Below are 22,639 nucleotides of genomic sequence, written 5' to 3'. Positions count from 1 at the left end.
GGCAACAAGTAGAGCTACTTCCATTCCCTACTATTGCATCATGATGCTTTACTTATCATTTACCATATTTTTTGTTAAATACTATGAATTATTATCAATCTTCTGTAATAATCCATATAGTGCGCCATAAAGATTGGCACTATTTTCAAACTTTGCTTTTTTTATTCGTGGTCTAGTTAAAGTGTCCTTTAGTAAAGTCAATTTATTTAGTACTTTGTCATACTCTTCGTTAATAGTTTTTATGAGTACCGGTTGACCACTTATTCCACCGCCAATTACAAAATCTGTCACATCAACAACTGTTTGAACGTTTATGATCAATAATGCAATTTTTTTACAGTATTCTCTGAAAATCTCAATAGCCTCAGCATTTTCTTTATTTATCAACGCAAATGCTGCTCGCCCGTCTTTCTTATTTTCCAATTTTTCTTTCAATGCAATTTTTTCTATCATCTTGACAGCTGACAAACTCGTACCTACAAACTCTTTATAATCTACATTATTAAAGTTGCCTATCATAAAACTAAGTTCACCAGCCTGGAAATGGCTACCTGGTAGAAGGTCTCCGTTAATAATTATTCCTCCACCAACACCCGTACCTAATATTATTGCCGCCCCATTGTCTACATCTCTGAGATTTCCTAACCACATTTCTGCAAGTGCTGCAGATTTACCATCATTCTCCACACCAACTGGTATTGCGCCAAACTCTTCGCGGACGAATTTTTCAAAGTTAAACTCATTTAAAAAAGGTAATGCGCCTCCAAAATATACAATTCCCTGCTTTGAATCGACTTTACCAGGAACACTAAATGCAATTCCATATACTCTGCCTTTATATCTGGAAATAATATTTTTAATGGTTTGTTTGAACTCTTCCAGATTTTGTGGAGTATCCACTGTATCTTTCTCACTAATATTCCCAGAATGATCAAGTAATCCGTATTTTATCGCGGTTCCACCAATATCAATGCTAAGATAGTTACGCATAAAATTCCCTCTCTTTCTCAAATATTATTATTTCTTACTTTTTATCACAATTTAGATCCAATGAATCTTAGAAAAACTACTACCGTTAAAATGGAATCCTGAGCTGTTTAGCAATCAGATGTTTTACAGACAAATAAGGAAGTGTAATAAGCCAACGAACTTGGCGCACCTCCTTGTAACTTCGAATTAATCTATTCATCCTAGTCACATTTTAGATTTTCACAAATTAGATCAATATAGCTGCTCAATTCGAAAAAAACAAAAGGACTTAATTGGTCTTCACTTGCTGATTATGAACCTTAATGTAATGAGTCAACGCGAAGATAAAGATCAGTACAAAGGCACCTGAACTTAAAATCATGATATCTCTTGCTGAATCCATTCCAAACAAACTTTCAATACCACTAATAACCGTTGGAGATATGAAACAACCAATATTTACCAAAACCAATACGATTGTTGTACCTAAATTGATTGAGTTTTGTGGTGCTGCCCAGTCTAACCAATTGTACATATATGGTACTCCTATGCCAAAACCAAAACCTAATATGAGTACAGCTATAACTAGTAGGACTAGACTTTGAGACATTGCTACTAATGCAAAACCAAGTGCAACAAGTGCAAAACCTAATGGAAAAACCTTATCATGTAGTTTTTTAAAGAAGAAACCAAAACTCGCACCAATAGGAATCCCAACCAATGTCGACACCCCTGCAATCACGGCCGCTGTGCTAGATGTTCCAATCTTTTCATTAACAATGAAGCTTGGTAAAGCAAAAGATATTGGCATGTAAAACATAAAGATCAAAAACATTAATATTGAAATCAGAATCACAGTTCCATTTATACTTTGTTTCTCTGCAACAATTTTCTTTGACTTAGCCGTATTATCCTTATTTTTTGAAAGTGGTACGAATAAAGTGAACAATATCAATGCCGGTACTACTAAAAAGTAAATTGCAAAGGCCGCATGCCAACTGATAGTAACTAAATAACTGAGTAGGAATGATGCAAGTGCTGCACCGACACTTCCCATTACATTTTGATAACCAATCATTGCAGCCAATTCTTCCTCATCATTTTTGTAAAACTCAGGAATAAGACTAACTGCTAAAGAATTAAAGAGACCAATTCCGAAACCTAATAATAATCTCGAAATTAAAATTGCCGTGTATACTGTTGAATACATTGGAAATGTTCCTGCAATTAAAGTGATTACCAGTCCTACTATAATTGTTGGTTTAGCACTCATAAAACGCACTATAAAGGGACTAATCAGCAAGCCAATCACTATCCCAAAATTAGGAATAGTTGCTAAAGTATCAACCCCCGCCGAACTAACTCCTGGAAAAGCATGATACATCAATGGTAGTGCTGATGAAATTTGCGGGGCCATCATTAGAAACAAAGAAATAGATAACAGTGAGGCTTTGAAACTTAACTTGTCCTTGATATTATCCATGTTGTTACCTCCTATTCAATAGTCACTCAACAATAAACTTCTTAAAGAAATTAATCTCATCATCATTAGCCAAATTGGCGATTTCATCTTTTTGATTGATCAAAAAGACATGTGATCGTGGATCATTTTTATCCCCATACTCTTTAAAAACATGTTCCACTCCAAGTTCTGTCAAGAAACTATCGAACTTGATCGATAACTCTCTGAGGAAATCCTCATTTGCTGTCGAAATATATGTTGGCAAAAAAGAAGAGTCGATATATTTTTCCGTATCTAACATATCTAATCTTTCTTTAACTACTTTGTCTGTAAAGTATGCTTCTGGTGCTCCACTTATCACTCCTGGATCTAATACAAAAGTAGCAGCACTGTTCAAGGCAACCGCTCTGAATTTTAAATCAGTCAACTTATATCCAAATTTTTCTCGATAATCTTTATTCTTTATAATTGCAGAGTATTGCTCGGCCATTTGACCACCGGCGCTATCTCCTACCAAGAAAACATTATTTCTATCTAGTCCATATTCATCTGCGTGTTTATCAACCCAGTGAATATAGCGGTTTACATCATCCAATTCTTCTGGGAAAACGACATCAGGAGCTAAGCGATAATTAGGATTTACAAAGGCAAAACCTCTCTGAGCAATTCCAAGCCCATAGAACTGATAGGTTTCTTTTGTCCCATAGCACCAACCACCACCATGAATACTAATGATAACTGGTATTTTCCCATCAACATTTTGTGGTATATAGATATCCAACAAATTCCACTTTGGATCAGGTCCATAAGCAATATCATTTATCCTTTTTACCCCAGCAACTTCTCTAGGTAATCCAGAATCCCGCTCATCATCTCCTTTTTTCCAATCTACCCGGATCTGCCTTATTTGATCTAATACACTTTGTTCTGGCATAGCGTTTCCTCCTTTTTGTTTACGCTTTCATTTTAAACTATGAACTTTATTCAAAAAAGCTCTATATAATCTTAAGACTTGTCAATTATTATCTTCTTTATAAATCACATTTGCATTTTTTCCATATATTCCTACAAATGCCTTATTCATTGCCCTGGTCGTTGAGAAACCATTTTTGTTTGCAATCTGTGTTAAATTTCCTGCTTTTCCAAGAATATCGTAATAAGCTTTTTGGGCTCTAACATTTGTAATATATTGTCCTACTGTCAAATCCATATACTTCTTGAAAAACTTTGTTAAGTATTCTTTTGAGACATTTACCTCAGTAGCAATATCATCCAGACTTATTTTTCGATAGTAATTTTCATTAACAAATTTTGTGATCATTTGAATTCTGTTCACAACAAATTCCTTTGTTCCGTATATTTTATTGTACTCACTCTTTGATTCAGTGAAGTATTCAATAAGCAACTGTAAAATTTCAATACTGGTTGCTTCCAATTTTAAATTTTTGTAATCATCATCGCTTTTCATTATTTGGTACAATTTGAATAAATTTGTTTGTAATTTGATATATGCTTCTTTTTTGATTGCGTCAAACTTTTCTGTATTATTGATATCAATGAACTGATCCTCAATTCGCGGATATAATCTACTAACTAACGGATAAGGAAAAATAATTGAAATTGCTTGACTTCTGCTGTTTCTTGCATAAACACTGTGTACCTCTTGCGAATTAATAACCAATACTTTACCGCAATTTGTTTTAAAATGTGTTTGGTTTATGACGAAATCGTCTATTGTTCCAAAAACGGTATACGATAACTCAATGGCTTGATGCCAATGTGGAGCAACATAAGTCACGTTTTTTTTATCATGCAAATACATCCAGACAGATAATGGATTGGTTGGTTTAATAATCTCATGAATAAATGAAGAATCTGCCATCTAATAAGACCCCTCCACAATCAATTTTCTTATATAGTAACATAAAAAAAACACAAAAATAATCTTTACAATTACCTTTGTGCTTGCTTTATTTAAATTTAATGTTTAACTAAAATGCCTTTTCCAGTGGAGGTACAACTTGTTTCTTACGTGAAACAACGCCTGGAAGATCAACCTTGTCATCTGTCAATTTAACATCAAAAGCCTTCTCAACAACATCTTTTGGTTCGCCGACAACTAGTAGGCGTGTATTGCTATCAAGAATGTTTGTAACCATCAACAGGAACAGGTCATATCCCTTTTCAGCACTTTCTTCTTCAATTGCACTACGCAACTTAGCCTCACGTGCAAAAACTTCAGCGAGATCAACAGTGTTTACTTGATTGATTCTAACAGTCTTGCCACCAAGCTTGAATGACTTTGCATCTGAATCAATTAATTCTTTTTCCGATTTGCTGCCAAGGTTCGTTCCTGCCTTGAGCATTTCTAGACCATATGTCTCATAGTCAACATCAGCAATCTTAGCTAATTCCTTAACTGCTTCTTCATCAGCAGGCGTAGTTGTAGGTGACTTGAATAATAGAGTATCAGAAATAATTGCAGACAACATCAAACCAGCCAGTTTAGCAGGTACTTCCACATTATTTTGCTTGAACAGCTTCAAAATGATTGTACTTGTACAACCAACAGGTTCAGCATAGTAATACAGTGGAGCAGCTGTTTCAAAATTAGCAATACGATGATGGTCAACAACATGTGTGACTGTAACATCTTTAATATCATCAACACTTTGTTGAGCCTCGTTGTGATCTACAAGCATTACAGCATCAACTTCTTTGCTCACTTCTGTCACCACGCGTGGTGCCTTCTCAGCAAAATGTTCTAGAACAAACTTTGTTTCCTCATTAGGTGTACCCAATGCAACAGCTTCTGCATCAGCGCCAAGCTGGTTCTGTAAATATGCAAAAGCTTTAGCAGCAACGATCGCATCTGTATCTGGATTTTTGTGACCAAAAACAAGTTCTTTCATCGAAAAAATCTCCATTCTTACTTATTTAGTTCTCTAATTTGATTTAACCTTGATTGCTTATTTCTGTCAAGCGCGAAATATAATTTTTTTCACTTAGAAAGTCATCGAAACTTGCCAAGAAACTTGCAATTCGTGGGATTTGATCTTTATCCTTGCGAAAAACAAAGGACAAATCAAAAGTGATCTCTGGGTCAAAATGTGCCTCGCTGAGTTTCTTCTCATTTTCATTTTGGTGTGAAACCACAAATGATGTCGGTAAAGCAGTATTGACACCTGTTGCCTGTGCAAAATCAAAAAGTTGTTCCGGAGTGGCAAAATGCGCAACACTATGCGGTTTATCAACTAAGGAATTCTTGTAAGTTTCAAGCAATGTACTATTCAAATAATATTTAGGAGGATAAGTTACCCAATCACGGTTCAAGGTATCACGCAATTTGATACGACGTTTCTTCGAAAACTCATCTTCACTATGTAAGAAAATCAAGTTTTCCTCAATGATTTTCTTAGATTCATATGGTTTCCAATTCTTGATACTATCATCTGGTAAATACATTACAGCTAGATCAATACTATTGCTTTCGAGAAGTTCCCAAATTTCTTTGCGAGTCAGCATATGATAAATGATCTTGACATCACTATGCTGCTTGTAGTATTCAATCGCGAATTGAGTAAAGACATGATCTTCTACTGAAGCTAGAATCCCAACACTGATATCTCCTTGAACAGCACTAGTTGATTGCTGAATCTCATCTGTTGCACGGTTCAATGTTTCGTAAATTTGATGAGTTGCATCTAACATTGTATACCCCGCATCCGATAAGTGCAGCTTTTTACCAACAGAATAGAATAATGGTGCTCCAACTGTTCTCTCCAGCTTCTTTATTTGCTGCGTCAATGCTGGTTGTGTAATTCCTAGGATCTGCGCTGCTTGCGTATAACTCATTGTTTCAGCCAATTGCAAGAAGTAACTAAGCGTTTTCGAAGAAAAAATATTCTCTTGTTTTGTCTTCATACATCGATTCTCCTCCATTACTAATCATTAAATATTATTCGCCGTACATTGCTAATCTGTACATTTCATATTTAATTCACAAGTTAATAATATAACAAAATCAAGACCACTTACAATAAAAAACCAAATTTAAATTAAATATTTTTATGGAGAATTATTTTCATCGTGATTATTTATACTTGAGTGATCAGAATCCAAACTCACGATATTCCTTCATTTTTCGAGAAAACAAACTGCTTGTTGTCGGCGGTGTATAAATAATTGCATTTGCTCCAGCAGCGATTGCCGAACAAATAGATTCATCCGAATGACCACCTGTTGCAATCAAGGGGACTTCTGGATACTTCATCCTAATTTCCTTAACTATTTTAGCAGTATTCCGACCACCACTTACATTAATGACATCGATCCCAGCCGCAAATTTCTCATCAAAATCAATATCTGCCGAAATCACAGTCATAATAATAGGAATATCAACGACATCATTTATCAATTTAATTGTATCTACAGATGTGGGGGCATTCACTATTACACCTAGGCTCCCCCAACTCTCAGCAAAAAGGCTCATGTCTGCTGAACGTTTGCCACTTGTTAATCCACCACCTACTCCCGAGAAAACAGGTTTATCGGAGGCGACATGTATAGCCTGCATAATCGCAGGATCTGGCGTGAATGGATATACTGCCCAGATTGCATCCGCATTTGTATTCCTGACGATTGCTATATCTGTCGTGAAAATTATAGATTTGACGTTTCTTCCCATAAATGAAATTCCACTTGCTTCTCCAATACTAGAAGGAACTGGAACTATTTGTTTTCTCAGATTAGTTGAAACATTATATTTGAATGAATTTATTGGACTCACCCCTCATAGATAATAATCGCAAAATATTTACTTGTAAAATATCAGCAATAATTAAAATAACACATTCATAACTTTTGGCAACTAAAAATTTCGTGAGAAAAATTGTGAAATAAATGTGAAATAAATATAGTACAATTCTGTATTCAATATTTTATATCTGAATTGAAAAAAATATATTTGCTTTATGACATATTAATAAATTTGATTACTAGATTAAAATCTAACAATAAACTTAAACTCCAAAGCGTGTTTATAAACATGCACAGCCAAAAAAGCCATGTCAAATTTTAAATTTTGACATGGCTTCTCTACCTGTTACACATTTCATATACAGCAGCACCTTCGTCCGCTTCTAAATACCGTCTTCCTCTGCCTCATCTAAAATTTGAGTCTTTCTGACACCAAATTCCTGAATCCCGTTTTTTGCAGCCTCAACCAGATTCTGTGCAACTAAATGTACATCACTGGCTTCACTTAAGTTAGTCTGCAAACCAACTTCCAACAATGAACCTACGTTACAGCCGGCGATAACTGCAACATCATATTTTTCTTTCTTATACACCGCTTGCTTGTACGGTGTTCCACCGATTAAATCACAGAAAAAAACCGCTTTAGCCTCTTCTTTTAAAAGACTTTCAAACTCATCAGCCAGATCTTCTTCATTCATATTGGCAGAAAAGTCGACATAATTAACATTTGGAATTGACCCTGCAAGCAACTTGACTGTTGATTTAATCCCAGTTCCAAAATTGCCATGACCCGTTACAATAATCTGCATCTTTAAAGAACTCCCATCCACGAAAATAAAATTGATAGTAAGAATGTTAGAATTATCAAAGTCACAGGATTAACATTCTTCTTTTTCAGTAACCAATATAATAGAAATGTATACCCCAGTGGAAGAATATTAGGAAAGATATTATCAAAGAATTCTTTCTGTATTGAAATCGTGTGAGAAGATGTCACCTGTATTTTAGTGACCACATCAATTTGGACATAAGTTGCAATTAATCCCCCAATGACCGTGCATCCAAGAACACTGGCCGCATGTGCAACAATCGCCGAGTTCTCATGTATCTTCGAGATAGCCTTTGTACCAGCTGAATATCCTAAATGAGCTATTGGAATCCTTGCCAAGAACATTGCAAGATACACTATGAAGAATACTAATGGCCCAAGAATACTTCCTTGTTTTGCAAAAGAGGCTGTTACACCAGCAACAATTGGTAAAATCGTGTACCAAGTAATTGCATCACCAATTCCAGCTATTGGACCAAACAGAGCTACACGCAAGCCATCGATTGTTGAACGCTCTTCACCATTTTCTTCTAGTGAAGCCTCAAGACCCATCAGTAGCGGAGCCGCATAATTATTAGTATTTATAAATTGCAAATTAGATTTTACTGCTTCAATGAGTCCCTTTTTATCATCACCATATACTTTCTTCAATGATGGAATCATCGCAAAAGTCCAACCATCAGCTTGCATTCGTTGATAATTCATCCCTGATTGGTTAAATAAAGATAGGAGTCCTAGCTTAGTAATATCTCTTCTACTCAGCTTGTTTCTTGCTTTTTTCTCAGATTCCATCTTCTTCACCTCCGACATTTTCAAGCGACTTCTCCATGTTCTTGAACTTCTTGTTTACCTCTTGCTCCTTCTTTTCCCTACCATATTCAATCCAAGCAAGAGAGGCACCAATAATTGCAACAGGCATTAAGTTTCCGAATTTTATGAAACATGCCGCAGTAAAACCTAATAATAAATATGGAACATACTTGACTTTCAACATACTCTTGAGCAGTAAACCAAAACCTACAGCGGGTAAGATTCCTCCTGCAATCGTAAAGCCATGACTTAACCATGTTGGCATTGAGTTAACCAATGTCTTCATTAAATTTTGTGCTCCATACACACTCAAGAACGAAAAAGCACTATACAATAAGGCTACGAGTACAGTTGGCAGAAGTACAATCATTCCAAATTTACGAAATTCTCCTTTTGCAACATACTCATCAGCTTTCTTTGTAAATACAGAAAAAATTGAATAACAAAATAAAATTATATATTGCATTAAAATACTAAAGGGCAATGATAAACCAATTGCCGTTGCTGGACTATGTCCTGTGGTATGTGCGATAACAACAGTCATTATTCCTGCCATAATCGGATTAGGCGGCTGAGTACCTCCAACAGGAGTCAACCCTGCAAATGCAAGCTCAGTTAAACCTCCTGCAATTATTCCTAATTTCAAGTCACCCAGTAAGAAACCTGTAACGGTACATACAATCATGGGTCTAAATATGTAAAAACCTTCTAACCAAAAATCAATCCCGGCGATAATAGCGAAGATTGCTATTAGAATACCCTGGGTCAACGTAACTGCCATTTAAATCACATCCTTAATTGCTATTTTTCTCTCCTCTGGAACATCTTGAATATAAACATCAATCCCCAATTCGACCAACTTGTTAAACGCATCTTTGTCCGCCTGATCGACATAGACCTTCTTTGTAATCTGAACCTTATCTTCGCTATAATGCATATTGCCAACATTCAGTTCAGTAATTGGAACACCTCCTTGTACCAAGTTCAGTACATCTTGCGGTGTTTTGACAATTAAAAATATCTTTTGTCTTTGACTAGCCTTCCCAATTGTAGTGATCGTTTTCTCCAATGACCAAAAACGAATACCTACACCTGAAGTTTCTGCTGTTGCTGACATCAATTCTTGCTGCAACTCGCTCTTCGCAGCATCGTCATTTGCTACTAGCAAAAGATTAGCACCAATTGAAGAGGTCCAAACAACACCGACCTGTCCATGTACTAAACGATTATCAATTCTAGTTAAAACGATATTTGGTGTACCCATTATAAAAAATCCCCCTTTTATTTGATTAACATAATATCTATGCAGTCTTGCTTAATGGTACCTCGTCTCATTATAGTAAATATTCACTTAAATGCATAGCTTTACTATTTATACTAGATGTAAAGAATTATAACATCTCTGGAAATAAAATAAAATGGAATAGACCAATTGATTGAATAACAACTATTCTACTGCGTTAAATCTTCCTTTATTCACATGACCATCTGCAAATCTTTCTTTTATAAATACTCTCAATGTAAATTAGCTATCTTTATTTCTTTTGGATCCACCTTATTGATTTACTATTATGCTATATTAGATTTTAAATAAGTTATGTTTAAAGTTATGTTTAAAAATTATTTTTATACAGTATTTGAAACACGCCGGCAGCACTATCCATGCTTTCAATTTGCTTTTCCAGATTGTTTTTTTGAATTAGTCTTGTCACTTTAATCGCATCCTGCTTTGGAGGTACTCATAATGGATATCAATATTCTTCTTTTCAACGATTTCGAACCACTTGATGTTTTTGGACCTATGGAAGTGTTCTTACATGCAGATGGCTTTCGGGTAAATTTATTTACACTTGATAAGGCCTCCAGCATCAAGAGCTACGATCAGATCAGTCTGGATGCAAAATCCGTATCTGATATCAATAAAGAAGGAGTCTTACTAATCCCAGGCGGTGCAGCTACAAGAACTTTAATATCCGATACTGCTTTTCTTAAAAAACTTGCATTGCTGGCATCAAAAGCTACCTACTGTCTGACAGTTTGTACAGGTTCCGCATTACTAGCTGCCACACATTTCATGGATGGCAAAAGAGCGACTTCAAATAAGTTAGCATTTGACTGGGTAACGGGTAGCAACACTCAGGTTAATTGGGTCAAAGAAGCACGTTGGATAGTTGATGATCGTCTTTATTCTTCTTCTGGGGTATCCGCCGGAATTGATATGTCATTGGCATTTTTGGCAGATACCGTTAATGAGGAATTTGCTGATAACATTGCTCATGACATCGAATATATCCGCGTTAAGGATAATAATAATGATCCATTTTCTTAGAAGATATTTAAAACTGTGAATTCTAGATACTAAAAAGGACTGGATCAAAAGTTAATCTCTGACCCAACCCTTCTTCTAAGAAACATAATCTATTGAATTTTATACCTTTACTCCAAGTATCCTCGATAATCTGCAACGTGCAATAGTTTCTCTGCATTTCTCACACGCTCTGGAGTTGGAGGTTCAATACCATCAAGTTTATACTTAATACCCATCTCACGGTATTTATGCACCCCCATTGTATGATATGGAAGGACTTCTACCTTTTCAACGTTATGCAGTGTTTTGATATAATCACCTAACTGAATTAAATAATTGTCAAAATCGGTTCTCTCCGGAATCAACACATGACGTATCCACACAGGCTTATTAATATCTGACAAAAACTCGCACATATCTAGAATGTTCTCATTTCTAAATCCAGTAAGTTTACGGTGTTCATCAGAATTAATGTGCTTGATATCTACCAACAAAATATCCGTAACTTTCATTAACTTCTTGAAGTTATCGAACCAAGGCTGACGCCTAGTAAATGGCTGTCCACAAGTATCTAAGCAAGTATTAATACCCAACTTCTTACATTTTGTAAAGAGCTCCAAAGCAAATTCTGTTTGAAGCATTATCTCGCCACCACTGAGTGTGATACCACCCTTTTCGCCCCAGAATTGCCGATATGGTAACGCCATCTGAAGAATTTCGTCTGTTGTCATCTCTGTACCGACATTTTTACGCCATGTATCAGGATTATGGCAGAATTGGCAGCGCATATTGCAGCCCTGCATAAAGACGACAAAGCGAATACCTGGGCCATCAACCGCGCCAAAGCTTTCAGTTGAATGTACATACCCAATTATTTTACCATCGCGCGTTGGAACTTTGCGTTCATGCATTTGTCTTTGTAACATCAGTCTTCCCTCCTCACTACCTAAAATAAAAGGGATTGTGGCCCCCACACTTGCCACAATCACCTTTTATATCATCACATTCAAGTGCTGAATTCTCTATTTAAAATTTTTTAGCTGCATTACATAGTTTGATGGAACGTTCTCGAAATTACATCATCTTGTTGTTCCTTGGTTAAATCTGCAAAGTATACACAGTAACCAGAAACACGAATTGTCAACGTTGGATACTTTTCAGGATGAACCTGAGCATCAAGCAGTGTCTCACGGTTGAAGACATTGATATTTAAATGATGCCCATTATTCTTCATATAACCGTTAATCATGTTGACCAAGGTGTCTTTTTGCAAATCTTCATCATGTCCTAACGTTGTCGGTGTCACAGCAAAAGTATTCGAAATACCGTCCGTTGCGTACTTGTAAGGAAGCTTTGCCACTGACAGCAATGAAGCCAGCGCGCCACTTTCTTCTGCCCCATATGCTGGGTTAGCCCCTGGAGCAAATGGTTCGCCCTTTTGACGTCCATTAGGCGTTGTCCCTGTATTCTTGCCATAAACAACATTTGATGTGATCGTCAGAACAGAAGTCGACAATTTAGAACCACGATATAGATGATGCTTGTTCATTTTAGTATAAAGGGATTTAACCAACCATACTGCAATCTCATCAGCACGTTCATCATTGTTACCATAACGTGGGAAATCATTGTCCGCTTTAAAATCAACTGCAATGCCATCTTCATCACGAATAACTTTAACATGTCCATACTTGATTGCTGAGATTGAGTCTGCCGCAACAGATAGTCCTGAAATACCAGTTGCAAATGTTCGATCCAGCCTTGTATCTTTAAGTGCAAGCTGTGCTGATTCATAATAATATTTATCATGCATATAATGAATCGTATTTAATGCATTGACATAAACGTCAGCAAGCCAATCAATCATTGCATCAAATTTTTGCATAAATTCATCATAGTCAATGTATTCAGATGAAATTGGTTCGTAAGCCGGACCAACCTGAGCCTTTCCAATCTCATCTTTACCACCATTGATTGCATAAAGAACTGTTTTAGCAAGATTTGCTCGTGCACCAAAATATTGAATCCCATTGGCTACTGGTTGCGCTGATACACAACAAGCAATCGCATAATAGTCAGTTCCCCATTGTTTGCGCATTAAATCATCATTCTCATATTGAATAGTTGAACTTTCAACTGAAACTGCTGCTGCATAACGCTTGAAAGTATCTGGCAGCTTTTGTGACCATAACAACGTAATATTAGGTTCAGGAGCGGCACCCATATTCTTCAATGTGTTCAGGAATCTAAAGGCTGTCTTTGTAACATGATGTTCACCATCAATTCCCATTCCTGCTAATGACAATGTTGCCCAAATCGGATTACCTGAGAATAATGAATTATATTCAGGTGTACGGATGAAGGAAACCATACGAAGCTTCATTGTAAACTGATCAATTAACTCCTGAGCTTCTTTTTCATTCAAAATTCCACGTTCAATATCACGTTCAACAAAAATATCAATGAAAGTGTCAACTCTACCAATTGACATCGCAGCACCATTTTGTTGTTTGATAGCTGCCAAATAACCAAAGTAGAGCCATTGAATTGCCTCTTGCGCCGTTGTAGCGGGTTGAGAAATGTCATAACCATATGACGCAGCCATGTCCTTGATCTGGTTAAGTGCACGAATCTGCTCTGAGATTTCTTCTCTCATTTGGATTACACTGTCTGTCATCTCGCCATCACCATAGTTGTCCAAATCATCCAACTTAGACGCAACTAAGTAATCAATTCCATAAAGTGCAATTCTTGGAAAATCACCAACGATCCTACCACGTCCGTATGCATCAGGAAGACCAGTTACAATCTTATAATGCCGTGCTCTCTTAACATCCGGGGTATACGCATCAAAAACACCTTGATTATGTGTCTTTGACAGATCATTAAAAAAATATTCCATTTCTGGATCAAGCTTTAATCCATAAGATTCAAGTGCATCTTTTGCCATACGGATTCCACCATAAGGCATCAAAGCCTTCTTTAAAGGTTTATCTGTTTGAAGTCCCACAATTTTCTCAAGTGTTTTGTCAAGATATCCTGGGCCGTGGGAAGTAATCGTCGAAACGACCTTTGTATCAGCATCAAGCACACCACCAGCAGCACGTTCTTCAAGCTTTAAAGCAACCAGACGGTCATTAAGCGCCTTTGTTGCTGGTGTAGCATCTTCAAGAAATGATTCATCGCCGTTATACTGTTTAAAGTTCTGTTGGATAAAGTCACGAATATCGACCTCCGACTGCCAATTTCCACCACTGAATCCTTCCCATGCCTTTGATTCCACTCTCTTCTCAAGTTGTTTCATCATTAAATGCCTCCTTATGAAGTCAAATCTGGTTTTTATGCAAGCGCTTTCCACAATTGAATAATAGCACTTTTTCTCTTTATAAGCAATAGATTTCACAAATTACAAAAAACATTTTAATTAGTGAGCTATAATGCCTGTTATATAGCACAAAATATATTTTTTTTACTGTGTTATTTTGAGCATTACCAAGTAATTTTAACACAATATTTGTATTTACGGGGCATATTTATATGGTATAAATAAAAGAACCAGGTCAAATTTTAATATTCGACCCGGCTTCGCTTTATTTATTTTGTTTCAAATATCAAATTTATAATATTCACCCAAATAATATTGATGGCCTACATGAATTGGCATGTTATTTTGATCTGAAATTTCAGTTTCCATATAGAAAAAAGGAACTCCAATATCTACTTCCATTATTTCAGCAATCCTAATATCTGCAACACACAGCTCTAAAGTTGTTTTTCCTGGATTATCAGGATAAATATTATATTTTTTATCTAACAAATGATATAGAGAACCATTTAAATCTTCATCTAACAAGAATTCAAATCTTTTTTGTGGGAAATAATTATTTTCAAACATTATTGGTCTACCATTTGCCAATCTTTTTCGCTTAATTAAAATAACTTTTTCGTCTTCCTCAAGATCCAGCTGCTTTTTCAATTCACCTGTTGGATTCATTACCTTCTTATCTAATAAGAGGGTCTTAGGCACTAGACCGTTTTCTGTACAGCTGTCTGTAAATCCACGAACATATTCTATCTTTCTACTCACTTTTCTATGATTGACAAAGGTCCCAATTCCCTGCTGTCTGATTAAGTCACCATTATCAACTAAGCCATTCATTGCTTTTCTAACGGTCACTCGACTAACATTAAACATTTTTTGCAATTGTGACTCAGTGGGTATTTTCTGTCCATGTTTAAATTTGCCTGAATTTATACTATTTTTAATATCGTCTTGAATTTGAAGATAAAGCGGCCTCATTGAATTGCTATATTTCATTAAAACCTTCCCATTCTGTATAAAATTAATATTTCGCTCCAAAACCAAATGATCCAGCTACTTGACAAGATTTGGCAGCAAAAATATTGGCTTTAGCCATCGCTTCTTCAACACTATCCTTACCTGACGACAGATATGCCAACAAGAATGATGTTATAAACGCATCACCTGCCGCCATAGTATCAACTGGAACAATATTATTTGGTTTTTTCTCAAAGAAATTCTTACCGTCAAATGCTATAGCAGACTTGGAACCACGAGTGGCCAATAAAACTTTATTATTGCTAGTATAATTTCTTTTCAAAAAACTCTTAACGTAATTGCTGTCTTTACCACTTAGTGAGAAGAAGCCATAATTTATTTTGCTAATTATACCATCAACTTTCTCAGTAGTGAAGTTATCAGAAAAATCATATGACAATAAAACATTCATTGCTTGTAACTTATCTAGTAAATGATCGACCTGACCATAAAGTCCAATGTGAATCAAATCAAAGTCTCTTAAATAATCATAATCTTCTTTATTTAATTTCAATAATTTTCCCGACGAAATTCCTCCCTTATTGCTACCAACAAAAACTCGATCACTATCTAGAACTTTAACTTCTGAATAACCATTTTCCCCGTTTCTTGTTCTACTATGGCTCCTATCAATTTTTAAACTATCAATAACTTCTTTTAAATATGATCCCTCTTTATCAGAACCAAAAACACCTAGGAAACTCGCTTGTTGTCCTAGCTTTTTAGCAAAAGCCGCAAAGTTCAATGCATTTCCACCTGGATACATTATATGTTTATTAATATATTTATCGACCACTGCATCTCCTAAACCTAGAACATTCATTTAAAAACCACCTTAACTTAATATTCAACTTTACCCATATATCTTCTGATATCTAACGGATGATTACGTACATTACCTAAAGCTTTTCGGTACTGTGCTAGCACGCTGTAAAATAAAATCGGATTAAAATACTCAGCGACTTCTTCATCAATTAGATCCAGCCCAAGTTCTTTCGCATCAATTATTTCTATTTTTTTAGCATAGGAATTCAAAAAAGACTTTACTCTTTCATCTAGATATCTAGTTTTACCAACACTCAATGTCAATATAAATGGTAATTCTTTATCCGTAACTTCAAATGGACCATGAAAAAACTCACCAGAATTTATCGCAATTGCATTTATCCATTGCATCTCCATTAATGAACAAATTGCAAAACCATATATTTGACCAAATGTAGCGCCACTTCCAATTACATTAAATAATTTTTCATCTGCTCTTGCAACCGCAAAATTTTTTGCTCTTTGTTGAACAAAATCTTCTGCATTTGCAACTATTGAATTGATTTTTTTTAATCCATCTTTAAATTTACTATAATTCTCAAAACCCTCAATTTTTCTTAAAACCTCAACAGTTAGATTCATAATCAACGCCATAGGATTATTATCAACTTCACGCTCGTTGCCCCAATCATATACATAGCTATAATCTGTTATTTTCAACAAATCGGCGTTCTCATTGAAAGTAAAACCGACAGTTTGTGCACCGGCCTTTTTTGCTATTATTCCTGCATCTACGGTTTCTGGTGTATTCCCACTATGAGAACACAAAATAACTAGAGATTGTTTGCCCAATCTTTTAGGTGTAGCTTTTGCAAATTCGTTACCAGTAACCCAACCGCTAACCAAGGACATTGATTCGTGCATTATTAAATAGTTGGACACATACATATCAACCAATGATCCACCACAAGCTACAAAATAAATTTCTTTTAGCTTTTTATCACTCTTTTGTATTATATTTTCTGCAATTGTTGCTATGTCCATTAAAATTCCCCTCGTATCTTTCATTTATGTTTACTAAACTATCGTTAATTATTTACCGTATTTGTCTTGTAATTGTTTTGCCTCGTTGAACATTTTTGTATCTTCGCCATTTTTTTGAATCTGCGTAATGACCTTGTTAACTCTTTTCCTTAATTCTTTATCACCCTTTCGAACTCCAATATTATTTGTTTGTGCATCTTTTTTAACAGGAACATTCACTTTTGCAATTGCATATTTATCAGGAAACTTAGAAACATATTCGGTTGCAATCGCTTGACCAAGAACTACCCCATCTAATTTATCTTGGGATAACTCTGTTACTAAGCCCGTAACTGCACTTTCCACAATCAAAGTACTCTTTTTAAAAATCTTTTTTGCCTCTCTCTCCTGACTGCTGCTCTGCTGAACTCCAATATTTTTACTTGTCAAGGATTTGACAGAGTTATATTTTTGGGAATTACCCTTCCTTACCAATAAAACATCACTTGCCTTATAGTACGGTTTTGAGAAGCTAATATATTTCTCGCGTTGTTTAGTTACCGAAAGTCCGGCTATAATCAAATCAATTTTATTTCCACGTAAATCAGTGATCAACGAGGAAAATTCTTCATTTTGAATTTTTAACTTAACATGCAATTCTTTAGCTATCTTTTTTGCAATCATCATATCATACCCAACAATCTGCTTTTTCCCATTCTTTACTATGGGAAACTCAAATGGTGCAAAATCTGCAGAGGTTCCTACAACTAATGTACCTTTATCCTGAATTTTTTTTACGCTATTGTCTTTATTATTAGAATTACTGCTGGAACAACCGGCCGCTGATACTATTAAACCCAAAAGTAAAATAGTTAAAATCAATTTCTTGTATATTTTTTTCATTTCTAATCTCTCCTTTTTCTGGCACTCATTTCTCCCTATTAGTTCTTGCACTAAAAGATGTATCAAAGTTATATTTATTTGAGTATCCAATAACTTATAACTTTATAAGTACATATAATAATATGTATTAAGTCGTATTATATAATGTTAAAAACATTTTTAATTATATTCTTAATATTCTAAAAAGACAATAATAAGTTTAATTTTTTTGTATTTAATAAAGTTTTAATAAAATATTCTTATTTGTCAATGAAAAAATAGTAATTATCTTTCAAAACATAATACAAAAATAAGAAGCCATAGAATGCTGACACATCTATAACTTCTCACTTTGACTATTTTATTTAGTTATTATCAAAAACTTTTTTACGCAGGTTATCGCACATGTCGCAATTCCTATAACTCCAAACGTAATTGCAAAACCAATCTGATCAATCAACCATCCGATCACCGGAAACAGCACAATCATAAAAGCTGAAAAAATCACACTCGCGACGCTCAGCAGCGTTGCTCTTTGTTTTGATTCAATTAGATCATTGTAATAGTTACTGAACAATGGTCCAACCACAGCGCTTAATACCCTGAGAATCATGAACAACAGCAGCATAATTATCCCATTTCTAAAAAACATTAAGGAGATTAATCCTAGTATTGGAACTACTAGAAATCGCAGGATAGTTAGTTGGCTAAAACATCTTGTAATCCTAGGAGTTACGCTAATGGAAAGGACGGCCATAACCGAAGAAACAATAATAATCCCAGAGATCATAAATCCAGAAAAACCATTACTTTTCATGATAGATTGATAGTAATAATAATAACTAGTACAAATCAAATCAATCACAGCCTGATATATCATCAAGTTACGCAAAAATTTTTCTTTCTTCAAAATGGACCAAGAAGATTTAATTAACTCTACAATCGTTAACTCCGCTTCTTTGACAGCGTCAACAGTGTCAGTTTGAACTTGATTATTCTTGAGCGGCTCTTTCAAAAACAACACTGAAACAAGTGCCAACATTCCAACTAAAATCGCAATTACATAAGTTAGTTCAAAATGCCAATGAACAAAAAAGCCCGCTACAACAACACCCAATGTGTCTGCAACCTCAAAAATAATTTCAGTTTTACTGATGATCTTTGGAAAATCAGAAGTCTGCTGATTCTCAATCAGTGAGTCATACATTAATGCATCAATCGTTCCAGATTGAAGATTATATGAGAATGCACTTAGTATAAAACTAAAAGCAAAAAGCCAAAAAGAATGTGCAAAGAGCATTATCACAGCCGATAAAATTGACACGACCCTACCTGCAACCAATACTTTTCTATATGAAAAACGATCAGCCAGTAATCCGCTTGGAACTTCAAACAAAAAACTTGCAATATGAAAAATACTTTCACATAGACCGACTTCAAACAGTGTCAAACCAGCATGCTGCAGATACATCACCCAAAGTCCTGTCACTCCAAAGAAAGAAAAAAAGCTGTAATAGTAACTGTATTTAATATTCTTATGATATTTAATTTTCAATTTTTACACTCCAATGATTTAGAAGATTACAAAAATCTCCCATTTTTTATATTCATTAGAGTGCTGCTACATATGTGATATACTTTTTCTTTGCTAACCATTCATGCAAATCTATTCACCTACTTCTGAAAAATCAGCCTGAATATCACTGAGGGACTTTCCATACACCTGAAGGACAATCTTATTCCCTTCATACCTATACTTATTGACAATATTAGCCCTATTTACAAAGCTTAACGCAGATGACTTATCTTCTTTGTGATTTATGACCAACTCTGGAACATAAAGCATTTTTAAGCCAGCTTTTTCAAACAAAACTTTTAGAATAATTTCTTCACCATATAGAAAAGTCTTCGGATACAAACCTGGGAACTTCTGAAAATAATTTTTCGTCAACAAAATCGCTGAACCATGAAGATAGTCTTTCCCAGATAACACAACAGTTTCTTCATTTTTTATTACCTTGGATTTCTTCATATGCTTAATTTTGCTAATCTGATCACCAAAATTTTTGTATAACATTTGTTTGATTTTTTCTTTTAAATCAGGATGTTCATAATTGTTTACCAATTCCGTAAGATCTTTTTCTGATGTTTTTTCACTTAAAGGATTTTGATCAAATCCTTGTTTACCAATAATTGCTGTTCCAATTGCACCTACATCATCTGGAATCTTTAAACTGACAAGTTGTTCCAAGTAATTAGAATCAGAAAAAACTAAATCATTGTTGCACAAGAATATATTATCTACATCTAACTGCTCACGTAAATAATTAATTCCCAAGTTATTCCCCTTTGCAAAGCCAAGGTTTGTTGATGACTTAATAAAAAAAATGTTCTTATACTTCGTTATTGCCTTTTCTATTGCAGGAACAGACCCATTCTGGGAACCATTATCGACCACTACTATTGGTATATCTTTAAATGTTTGATCCCTAATTGTATCTAAACATTCGATAGTATCTTCATAGTTCAGATAATTTAGTACAACAATCCCATACTTATTCATTTTCTAAATCCTTTCATAACTCGTATACACCTGTATTACATTCGGTTTAACATTTCATTTAGTGCGTCTTGCCATGTTGGAATTTTAAATCCTGTAGACTTTACCTTACTTAAATCCATGATTGAATGTGCTGGTCTTGTTGCTTTTTGTGGAAATTGCTCACTTGTTAGCGGCTCTACAACAACATCTTCATCCTTTAAGATCTCACTTGCAAAGTCATACCATGTACATGTGTTGTCATTTGAAAGATGATAGATTCCGTAATCAACGTGATTTTCAACTGCATAAGTCATAAATTCTGCAAGTGTTCTCGTCCAAGTTGGTCTCCCAAACTGATCCGCGACAACGGTTACCTTTGGATGCTGCTTCGCAAGGCGTTGCATTGTAAAAACAAAATTCTTGCCATATTGACCAAATACCCATGACGTCCTGATAATATAGTATTTACTTGCAAAATTTTGGATTGCCTTCTCACCTGCAAGCTTGGCTTTACCGTACTCATTCAGTGGGTTAGTTTGTGCCTCGACTGTGTATTCTCCATCAGTCAAATTACCATCAAAGACATAGTCGGTACTAATATATACAATAGTTGCATCGACTTTTGCAGCTGCTTTCGCCATATTGACAGTACCTACATTATTAACCAGATAATTTAGCTCTTTGCCATCATCCTCAGCGGCATCGACTGCTGTATAAGCTGCGCAATGATAAATTACTGAAGGTCTAAGTTTCTCAACATATTGCATAACACTCTTTTCATCAGTAATATTCAATTCTTTTGAACTTGGTGCAACATATTCGATCTTTTTTTCATCAAGCAAGTATCGTAATTCCGAACCAAGTTGTCCGCTTCCACCTGTAACTAATATCACTTTGTCACCTTCTCAATCAGCATCTTATTGACCATTCTTTGCGTAGTTTGCTTCAACTTTTGCTTTCTCTGATTTCCACCAATCTTCATTTTCCGTGTACCACTTGATTGTCTCTGCTAATCCTTCACGAAAATCTGTGAATTGTGGCTTCCATCCTAATTCTGTGCGCAGCTTTGTTGAATCGATCGCGTAACGTAGATCATGTCCGGGACGATCAGCTACGTGCTCATATTCATCGCTTGGGTGACCCATCAATTCAAGAATCATTTCCATTACTGTCTTATTATCTTGCTCTCCATCTGCACCAATCAGATAAGTCTCACCGATTTTTCCTTTTGTCAGAATTGTCCAAACAGCTGATGAATGATCATTCGTATGAATCCAATCACGTACATTCTTGCCTGATCCATATAACTTTGGCTTGATTCCACTCAAGATATTTGTAATCTGGCGCGGAATGAACTTCTCAATGTACTGATATGGTCCGTAGTTATTTGAACAATTTGAAATTGTTGCCTGTAGACCAAATGATCTGACCCAAGCTCGAACCAGTAGATCGGAACCAGCCTTTGTTGATGAGTATGGACTTGATGGTCGATACGGCATTTCCGGTGTGAATTTCTCACCCACGCCCTCACCATGACCTGGCAAGTCTTCACGTAAAGGAAGATCACCATACACCTCATCTGTTGAAACATGATGGTAACGTACATTATATTTACGACAAGCTTCAATCAATGTATACGTACCAATCAAGTTCGTCTGAATAAAAGGCGTTGGATCCTTCAACGAATTATCATTATGCGATTCGGCCGCATAATGCACGACTGCATCCGCTTTTTGGATCAATGAATCAACCAATGGTGCATCTACGATGTCCCCAACAACTAATTCAACACGGTCAGCTGGTAAGCCTGCAAGATTTTCTTTATTGCCAGCATATGTCAACTTATCCAAAACAGTCACATGGATCTCTGGATGGTTATTGACTACATAATGTACAAAGTTAGAGCCAATAAAACCTGCTCCGCCTGTCACAATAATATTTTTCATGACCAA

At 35.4% G+C, this 22,639-nt stretch carries 22 protein-coding genes; 1 reads left to right on the top strand and 21 read right to left on the bottom strand.

Translation table 11 applies throughout. The annotated features are described in order from the left end of the window. Positions 1-81: 81 nt before the first annotated feature. The 11 genes from IV36_RS01310 to agaB form a co-directional block, all read right to left on the bottom strand. On the bottom strand, positions 82-990 hold the full coding sequence (locus tag IV36_RS01310; RefSeq protein ID WP_003687388.1) for an ROK family protein: 909 nt from the start codon (positions 988-990) through the stop codon (positions 82-84). 268 nt (positions 991-1,258) lie between these two features. Then, positions 1,259-2,452, bottom strand: a complete 1,194-nt coding sequence (locus tag IV36_RS01305; RefSeq protein ID WP_056990367.1) for an MFS transporter — start codon at positions 2,450-2,452, stop codon at positions 1,259-1,261. Positions 2,453-2,474: 22 nt separating this feature from the next. Further along, positions 2,475-3,365, bottom strand: coding sequence for an alpha/beta hydrolase (locus tag IV36_RS01300; RefSeq protein ID WP_056990366.1), 891 nt, complete (start codon positions 3,363-3,365; stop codon positions 2,475-2,477). Between the two features lie 81 nt (positions 3,366-3,446). Then, positions 3,447-4,313, bottom strand: coding sequence for an AraC family transcriptional regulator (locus IV36_RS01295; protein ID WP_056990365.1), 867 nt, complete (start codon positions 4,311-4,313; stop codon positions 3,447-3,449). Between the two features lie 109 nt (positions 4,314-4,422). After that, positions 4,423-5,343, bottom strand: coding sequence for a manganese-dependent inorganic pyrophosphatase (locus IV36_RS01290; protein ID WP_003687382.1), 921 nt, complete (start codon positions 5,341-5,343; stop codon positions 4,423-4,425). Between the two features lie 43 nt (positions 5,344-5,386). Next, positions 5,387-6,355 (bottom strand): LysR family transcriptional regulator, encoded by a 969-nt coding sequence (locus IV36_RS01285; protein ID WP_056990364.1) that lies wholly within the window; start codon positions 6,353-6,355, stop codon positions 5,387-5,389. Positions 6,356-6,542: 187 nt separating this feature from the next. Further along, positions 6,543-7,118 (bottom strand): beta/alpha barrel domain-containing protein, encoded by a 576-nt coding sequence (locus IV36_RS01280; protein ID WP_056990539.1) that lies wholly within the window; start codon positions 7,116-7,118, stop codon positions 6,543-6,545. A gap of 454 nt (positions 7,119-7,572) precedes the next feature. After that, the gene (locus IV36_RS01275; RefSeq protein WP_056990363.1) at positions 7,573-7,998 is read right to left on the bottom strand and encodes a PTS sugar transporter subunit IIA; all 426 of its coding nucleotides are present in this window, start codon (positions 7,996-7,998) and stop codon (positions 7,573-7,575) included. A 2-nt stretch (positions 7,999-8,000) separates the two neighbouring features. Next, positions 8,001-8,810: a PTS galactosamine transporter subunit IID gene (agaD, locus tag IV36_RS01270; protein WP_056990362.1), complete on the bottom strand. Its 810-nt coding sequence runs from the start codon at positions 8,808-8,810 to the stop codon at positions 8,001-8,003. Then, positions 8,800-9,609 (bottom strand): PTS galactosamine transporter subunit IIC, encoded by an 810-nt coding sequence (gene agaC, locus IV36_RS01265; RefSeq protein WP_056990361.1) that lies wholly within the window; start codon positions 9,607-9,609, stop codon positions 8,800-8,802. The genes agaD and agaC overlap by 11 nt, the downstream gene beginning before the upstream one ends. Then, the gene (gene agaB / locus IV36_RS01260; RefSeq protein WP_056990360.1) at positions 9,610-10,092 is read right to left on the bottom strand and encodes a PTS galactosamine transporter subunit IIB; all 483 of its coding nucleotides are present in this window, start codon (positions 10,090-10,092) and stop codon (positions 9,610-9,612) included. 480 nt (positions 10,093-10,572) lie between these two features. On the opposite strand from agaB, the gene IV36_RS01255 reads away from it, so the two are divergent. Beyond that, the gene (locus IV36_RS01255) at positions 10,573-11,157 is read left to right on the top strand and encodes a DJ-1/PfpI family protein (protein WP_056990359.1); all 585 of its coding nucleotides are present in this window, start codon (positions 10,573-10,575) and stop codon (positions 11,155-11,157) included. A gap of 107 nt (positions 11,158-11,264) precedes the next feature. Here IV36_RS01255 and pflA read toward each other — a convergent pair whose 3' ends face one another. The 10 genes from pflA to rfbB form a co-directional block, all read right to left on the bottom strand. Next, a complete protein-coding gene (pflA, locus tag IV36_RS01250) occupies positions 11,265-12,062 on the bottom strand; it encodes a pyruvate formate-lyase-activating protein (protein ID WP_056990358.1) in 798 nt (265 codons plus the stop codon). 119 nt (positions 12,063-12,181) lie between these two features. Beyond that, positions 12,182-14,440: a formate C-acetyltransferase gene (gene pflB, locus IV36_RS01245; RefSeq protein WP_056990538.1), complete on the bottom strand. Its 2,259-nt coding sequence runs from the start codon at positions 14,438-14,440 to the stop codon at positions 12,182-12,184. Positions 14,441-14,740: 300 nt separating this feature from the next. After that, the gene (locus tag IV36_RS01240) at positions 14,741-15,454 is read right to left on the bottom strand and encodes a GntR family transcriptional regulator (protein WP_056990357.1); all 714 of its coding nucleotides are present in this window, start codon (positions 15,452-15,454) and stop codon (positions 14,741-14,743) included. Between the two features lie 25 nt (positions 15,455-15,479). Beyond that, positions 15,480-16,298 (bottom strand): PfkB family carbohydrate kinase, encoded by an 819-nt coding sequence (locus IV36_RS01235; protein WP_056990356.1) that lies wholly within the window; start codon positions 16,296-16,298, stop codon positions 15,480-15,482. 17 nt (positions 16,299-16,315) lie between these two features. Beyond that, positions 16,316-17,284, bottom strand: a complete 969-nt coding sequence (locus IV36_RS01230; RefSeq protein WP_056990355.1) for an SIS domain-containing protein — start codon at positions 17,282-17,284, stop codon at positions 16,316-16,318. Positions 17,285-17,332: 48 nt separating this feature from the next. Then, on the bottom strand, positions 17,333-18,166 hold the full coding sequence (locus tag IV36_RS01225) for a transporter substrate-binding domain-containing protein (RefSeq protein WP_056990354.1): 834 nt from the start codon (positions 18,164-18,166) through the stop codon (positions 17,333-17,335). A gap of 340 nt (positions 18,167-18,506) precedes the next feature. After that, positions 18,507-19,700: an MFS transporter gene (locus IV36_RS01220; RefSeq protein WP_056990353.1), complete on the bottom strand. Its 1,194-nt coding sequence runs from the start codon at positions 19,698-19,700 to the stop codon at positions 18,507-18,509. A 111-nt stretch (positions 19,701-19,811) separates the two neighbouring features. Then, positions 19,812-20,708, bottom strand: a complete 897-nt coding sequence (locus tag IV36_RS01215) for a glycosyltransferase (protein ID WP_056990352.1) — start codon at positions 20,706-20,708, stop codon at positions 19,812-19,814. A gap of 35 nt (positions 20,709-20,743) precedes the next feature. Next, positions 20,744-21,580: a dTDP-4-dehydrorhamnose reductase gene (rfbD, locus tag IV36_RS01210; protein WP_056990351.1), complete on the bottom strand. Its 837-nt coding sequence runs from the start codon at positions 21,578-21,580 to the stop codon at positions 20,744-20,746. Between the two features lie 24 nt (positions 21,581-21,604). Next, positions 21,605-22,633 carry a dTDP-glucose 4,6-dehydratase gene (gene rfbB, locus IV36_RS01205; protein WP_056990350.1) on the bottom strand — a complete coding sequence of 343 codons (1,029 nt, stop codon included), beginning with the start codon at positions 22,631-22,633 and terminating at the stop codon, positions 21,605-21,607. Positions 22,634-22,639: the final 6 nt, after the last annotated feature.

Source organism: Liquorilactobacillus mali (assembly GCF_001437155.1).
Classification (GTDB): domain Bacteria; phylum Bacillota; class Bacilli; order Lactobacillales; family Lactobacillaceae; genus Liquorilactobacillus; species Liquorilactobacillus mali_A.
The sequence above is the reverse complement of the archived record's forward strand: the minus strand, read 5'-3'. Positions and strand labels throughout refer to the sequence as shown.